Annotated in this window: 5 protein-coding genes; 2 read left to right on the top strand and 3 right to left on the bottom strand. The window is 24.6% G+C overall.

Translation table 11 applies throughout. The annotated features are described in order from the left end of the window. On the bottom strand, positions 1-1,584 hold the full coding sequence (locus BUB63_RS01570) for an McrB family protein (protein WP_073247721.1): 1,584 nt from the start codon (positions 1,582-1,584) through the stop codon (positions 1-3). A 48-nt stretch (positions 1,585-1,632) separates the two neighbouring features. Then, on the bottom strand, positions 1,633-2,688 hold the full coding sequence (locus BUB63_RS01575) for a hypothetical protein (RefSeq protein WP_073247722.1): 1,056 nt from the start codon (positions 2,686-2,688) through the stop codon (positions 1,633-1,635). 384 nt (positions 2,689-3,072) lie between these two features. On the opposite strand from BUB63_RS01575, the gene BUB63_RS01580 reads away from it, so the two are divergent. Together BUB63_RS01580 and BUB63_RS01585 are read left to right on the top strand one after the other, a co-directional pair. After that, entirely contained in the window at positions 3,073-3,435 is a 363-nt protein-coding gene (locus BUB63_RS01580; protein ID WP_073247723.1) for a DUF6575 domain-containing protein, read from the top strand. Positions 3,436-3,832: 397 nt separating this feature from the next. Further along, positions 3,833-5,608: an ATP-binding protein gene (locus BUB63_RS01585; protein WP_073247724.1), complete on the top strand. Its 1,776-nt coding sequence runs from the start codon at positions 3,833-3,835 to the stop codon at positions 5,606-5,608. Positions 5,609-5,948: 340 nt separating this feature from the next. On the opposite strand, the gene BUB63_RS01590 is transcribed toward BUB63_RS01585, so the two are convergent. Beyond that, the coding region (locus tag BUB63_RS01590; protein ID WP_143290225.1) for an IS256 family transposase at positions 5,949-6,534 on the bottom strand (586 nt) is incomplete at its 5' end.

Consider the following 6,534-nt stretch of genomic DNA (forward strand, 5'->3'; position numbering starts at 1 on the left):
TTATTCACCTTTATCATTTGAACCTTCAGTATTTGAACTATTATCATTTCTATTAGTATCACTTGAGCTATTATTACCTGAATTATCACTATTACCTGAATTAGCTTTTTCAAAAACATCCTTTAAATCTTTTATAAACTTATCTACATTATCATATCCCCTTACATATTCTCTCAATATTGGTTCAACTCTGTATTTCCATATTTTATCCTTGATAATCTTTATCTTTTCATCTATACTTTTTGTTTTGTCCTCTTCTTCCAACAAGCCATTAACCTTACCAAAATATGCTGGGCCTAAATGGTAATGTTCATTTAGTCCATAATCTTTACCTTTATCTGAAATGGCTTTATTTAATTCTTTAGTACTTTCAATTAGTTTATTAACTAATTCTTCTTCTAATTTTTCACCTAACATACTTTTCATAACATCTCCCATTACATCATTTGATTTTATTTCATACCAGAAAAATCTTCTTCTCAATGCAAAATCAAAGGCTTCTACACTTCTATCTATATCATTCATTGTTGCAATTATATATACATTCTCTGGTACATAAAAACCTTTTTTAAATGGATGATCTTCTTCCATTAAATTGTTATATTGTGTTTTTAATCTTCCTTCTTCTCCTCTATACTCTAAACAATACATTAATTCTCCAAACACCTTTGATAGATCTGCTCTATTTATTTCATCTATAATTAAATAGTAATTTTTATTAGGATTTTCCTTTGCTTGTCTGCATAATTCCATAAATATTCCATCTCTTCTCTCAAATCCAATTTCATTTCCTTTTTTAACAGGTCTTAATCCTTCTACAAAGTCTGTATAATCGTATGATGGATGGAATTGGACAAAATATATATATTTTTTCTTTTCTTCATCAGTTAGATTTTCTTTATTCAACTGCTTTTTTAACAATTCTTCACATATTTCCTTTGCCATATATGTTTTACCTGTTCCTGGTGCTCCTGTAAGAACTATTTGAGGATTATGTTTTAAAATTGATTTTATTTCTTCTTTTATTTCATTTATTCCCTTGTTTATATCTATCATATTTTTTCCCCCTTTATCTTTTTCAATTGGTTCTTTACCTACTAATTCTCTAAGAGCATTAATCAAATCCCATATATTTTCTTTATCAAATTGGTTTATTCCATACTCTAATTTCTTTCTTTCCATTATTTCAGAGTCAATATTTAAATTTTTAATTCCTTTTTTTTCTTTTAAAACACTTAATAATTTTTTTAATAATATATCTTGAATTTCTTTACCATCATTATCTTTACCTTCACCATAAATTAAATAATTACCCCTAACAAGTTGCTTACCAATCTCAATTTTACTTTCTTTTATAAATCTAACGTAACATATTCTATACTCTTGTTGGGAATTGTCTTTTGAATCTTTTTTATACAAATGTAAATTTTCACCATATGAACATTTTATTTCTTCACCTAAACCATTTACCATACTTTCTAATAATTCTTTACATCCCTTATTCTCTGCATTTTCCCATACTTTTTTTACTTCTTCATCATCTTTTAATTCTCCTATTTGTTTTAATGTATATAATTTTTCCATTATTCTTCCACCTCCTTAAATACATATACTAATTTTATATCATTATTCTTAATTTTTCAACAAATTTATGTTATATTCACTAATATTTACTATTTTAAGTCCATTTTCTTCATTTTTCGTATTATAAATTTTTTCTAAACTTTTATCTTCAAAATATATATATCCTGTATATCTACTACCTTTTCTATTTAAATTAAACTTTTTATTCTTGAATCCATATACAACAAAATAATCATAATTTTCCTCATCAATTGACACTTTTATAATTAATGCATCAATGTCGTCTTTAATAGTTACTGCATATTTTGCAACATATTTTTTATGGGCATCTTTATATTTTGCACTGATTTCGTGATATGAAAAAGTGATTTTCTCTTCTGTATTTGTTATTATGCTAAATATGTTTGCTCTTTCATCTAAAACTTCCTTTATATATTCACCATTTTTATTTATTATAAATTTTTTTAATACTTCTTTCTCAATTAATTTATCTTTGTTATTCTTTTTCATTTCAAACATATAATCTAAAATAATATTTTTTACTAAACTAATTAGTTTTTGTATTCTATTATATTGTTCTTGGGACTCTTCATTTTTATATTTAATATATCCTCCATCTTCAACTTCAATGATATCCCAAAGTACATCACCTAATATCATACTTTGAAAAATATATTTACCCCACCATTCATCATCCCAAGTATCTGTTATATCTTTGTCAATCTTAATTAACCTTATTTCTGGTCTTTTATCATAGTTATTTAAAATCCTCACAATATATATTTTCCCATTACATTCAATTAAAGATATATATAAAGATTTATATTGATTAGAAAACACCTCTACTACATATTCTTTAATATCCTTTATCATTATTGGAACTACAGGTTCTTCTTCTATATCACATTCAATCAATTTAATACTACAATTGATATCACATTCCTCCTTCAAAAGTTCAATATAAGTATGAAAATGAATTTCTCTTTCACTTTCATCTAATGTACTTTTTATGCTGTCAATTACTAAATCATAAATCTTTTCCAAAAATTCATCTTTTTTAAATAATAGATTTAGATAGAATTGTAATATCCCCTCATTTAACATAATAAACCTCCATTTTAATACATATTTTTTAAATATTATTGTGTGATAATTTTTTCACTACACATATACTCTTTTGGCATTAAAAATTCAAACAGACTTCAATTAAATGAGAATTTATATAACTATAATAACTATATCTTTAGTAATCCGTCACTACCAAAAACTTGACGCAAATAAAATTATTATTTAAACATATCCTTATTGGATTGTATATATTTAATAAGTTATACAAAATCACAGGCATTATGTTTTTCGAAAAAATAACTTTATTAAAAATAAATACTGTATTTTAATATTGAAATCCAAACAAGCATTAGATAAACTATAAACATACATTTTTCGAAAATTTTACTTATTCAAAATTATGAATGGGAGGTATTTAAAATGGATTTCAAAAATAATTATATTGATAAAATAGGGGAAGTAAAAATGAGAAAAGTTTTAGATTCTGTAATGTATGAAGAACCAATAACTTTTAGTTGTGAAAATGAAAAAGGAGTATATTTTATAGCGACTATGATTAATCAAGAAGAAAATGAAGAAGTATGGTTTTTTATACCTGTTGAGTATGATGAACTATTAAAAATTGAAAATAAAGTAGAAAATTCAGAATTTAATATATTGTATTATTTTCTTAATAGTATTGACGATAAAAAAATATATCAAGTTTGTTTATATCCTGATGGAAGTAGTAGTTCTGAGTGTATTAATATTTCATTAGGAACAAGTGTAGATTTTCCTTTTTAAGTTTTTATTGTAGAATTAGAGTATTGCAATCTTCCATATAATTAAGAATAAAGTATAAATCTTTCCTCTATACACTAAAGACTTAAAAAATCATAAGCAATCAATTTTTATTTGCAATTTATTATTTATACAATAACCATTCTATAATATAAAAATATTTATCAACAGTTGGGGCAGTATTTAAACTAAAATACCTGCCCTTTATTATTTAATAGCACTTTAAAACATTGGTTAATTTTAAAGTACATTTTTTTGCAAATAATATTTAAATATTTCCTCCCTTTTATCACATATTTTTATTTAAGCATTGTGTGGTAATTTGTTGTAACACATTTATTCTCTTGATATTATAAAACAAACAATACATATTTCAATTTTTAATAAGGGAGGAATCCATATGCCCCTAAAAATTACATCTTCAAAAATCTACAATGATAAAAAAATTAAAGGCACTCAAATTAATTATATCAACATTCCTTTATTTGACTACAATGTTTTAAAAGAAGATTTTAAAATAGCTAAACATCTAAAAGAAATAGATACAATAGATTTTACAGGAGTTAATGGAATAATACTAAAAACATCCAAATTCCATACTGCCCTAATTGCATCACAGTATATAATAAGAAAATATGAACAGGATAATAAAACAATCTATGATTTTTGTGAATTAAATGATTGTGAAGTTGAAATATATAAAAACTCAAGACAAACTAAATTACCTATAGTTGAAGCAAAAAATCATTTTGATAGCCCATATAGCTTTACATCTTACGAGTTTTCACCAATACCTAAATTAATAGATGATGATGATTTTAATATTAGCCATAATACTCATTTTGGTTCATACAAAGACTATGAATTCCCAATAATTATACACCAAACAACTCAACCTTATATTAGCCACATAAATCAATTAAATGAGGAAAAAAGATTTATTATCTACATAATAGAAGAAAATCTATCAAATTCACCTTTTTCTAATACTGATATTAATGAATTTATCAATAATTTGCTGTTTGAAACAAACTTTGAATATATAGAAATAAATGAGCCAGATATTAGCTATTATGAATCATTCCTATTACAACTTATAGGGGAAAACGGATATAAACTTGATAAAAACATTAATACAACTGATATAATATCTAATTTGATGAGTTTTAGGAAAAACTTATTTTTAGGGCTAGAAGATATAAATACATTAGTATCAAAAATAACAAAAAAGAAGGGAAAAAATTCATTACTTTTAACAAGCAGAGATTTTAATATAGTTAATAATTCTAATTCATTAAACAAAGAAAATACAAATGACCCTTTTAAAGTTCTAAATAATATGATAGGACTAAAAGATGTTAAAGAACAAATCAAAAGACTTGTTTGTCAATTTAAGTATGAATCAGAGAGAAGAAAAAACAATCTTACTACTTCTTTAACTCATAAAGCACTCGTTTTTATGGGCAATCCAGGAACCGCTAAAACTACAGTGGCAAGATTGTTAGGACAAATACTATGTGCTGAAGGTATATTAGAGAATAACATATTTGTAGAAGTTAGTAGAAAAGACCTAATTGGCAAGTATGTAGGTTGGACATCAAATATTGTTGCAGATGTATTTGAAAAGGCAAAAGGTGGAACTTTATTTATAGATGAAGCCTATTCTTTGTTGGACGAAAATGGTTCAGCAAGCTTTTCATCTGAAGCATTGTCAGAAATCATACAACAAATGGAGAATAATCCAGATACACTTGTAATTTTTGCAGGATATACAAAGGAAATGATAGATTTTATTGAAAGGGCAAATACAGGCTTAAGATCAAGAATCACTGCAATTATTGAATTTAAAGATTATAGTAATCAAGAAATGTTTGACATATTTAATTATATGTTAAAGCAAGAAAATTATCATTTAGATGATTATGAAAGAACAAAAAATATAATTTATAACTTTTTAAATGAAATTAATAAACTTCAATCTACAAACTTAGGAAATGGTAGACTTATGAGAAAACTGTTTAAAACCGCAATTGAATATAAGTCTATTAATAACCCATTAGATTTTAATACTATAAATATCTCAGAAATAGAATTAGCTACAAAAGCTCTTCTAAATAACGAAAAACTATTAAGTAAAAGAAATGAAGTTAATAAAAGTATTGGATTTTTAAAATAAAAATTTATTAACTTTAATTCAGTAAGCAATTACAAGTTATATTGATTCTAAATATCGAACTTAAATCTTTATTAAATATTTAAGTATTAAACCCTCCTATTTAGGTAGTGTAAAATAATTTGTGTATTTTTAGTAATTATACCTCTTTTCAAGGTAAGAATATAGGGTTCGAATTAGTAATTTCATTTGAGAGTATATCCAATTTTTTAAAAATTTATGCATTAATTCGAATAAAATTGGGTAAAATAATTAATTAAGGGGTAGTATAGAGTTTTTGTGGAGACCTTTGAAAACCTTGGTCTGAAAAGGTCTCCAGAAAATTTTTTGCTTTTTGTGTATATTATATGTATTTTTCTATTCTACCTGGGTAAATTATTAATAATTGGTTTAATACCATATCCCAATTTTTATATCTTTGAGTCCATTTCTTTACCACATTCATACTAACAAGGTAAAGCATTTTTTCTAGTGATTCATCTGAAGGGAATATAGTTTTTGATTTTGTAACTTTTCTCAATTGCCTATGAAAGCCTTCAATAATATTAGTTGTATACATAATTTTTCTGATTTCATTAGGAAATTTATAAAATGGACTCAATACATCCCAATTATTTTCCCAGCTTTTAATAGCATAGGGATATTGACCTTGCCATTTGCTTTTTAATTTTTCAAATTCTTCTCTTGCTATTTCTTCATTAGGTGCTTGATATACAGCTTTAAAATCCTTACTAAATTCCTTTAAATGTTTATACGAAACATATTTAAAACAGTTTCTTAATTGATGAATAACACATCTTTGAATTTCTGAATTTGGGAAAGCTGCTTGAATAGCTTCTTTAATACCAGCTAAACCATCCACTGAAAATATCAATACATCTTCTACTCCTCTATTTTTAAGTTCATTTAAAACACCAAGCCAAAATCTA

The organism is Caloramator proteoclasticus DSM 10124 (genome assembly GCF_900129265.1).
Taxonomy (GTDB): domain Bacteria; phylum Bacillota; class Clostridia; order Clostridiales; family Caloramatoraceae; genus Thermobrachium; species Thermobrachium proteoclasticum.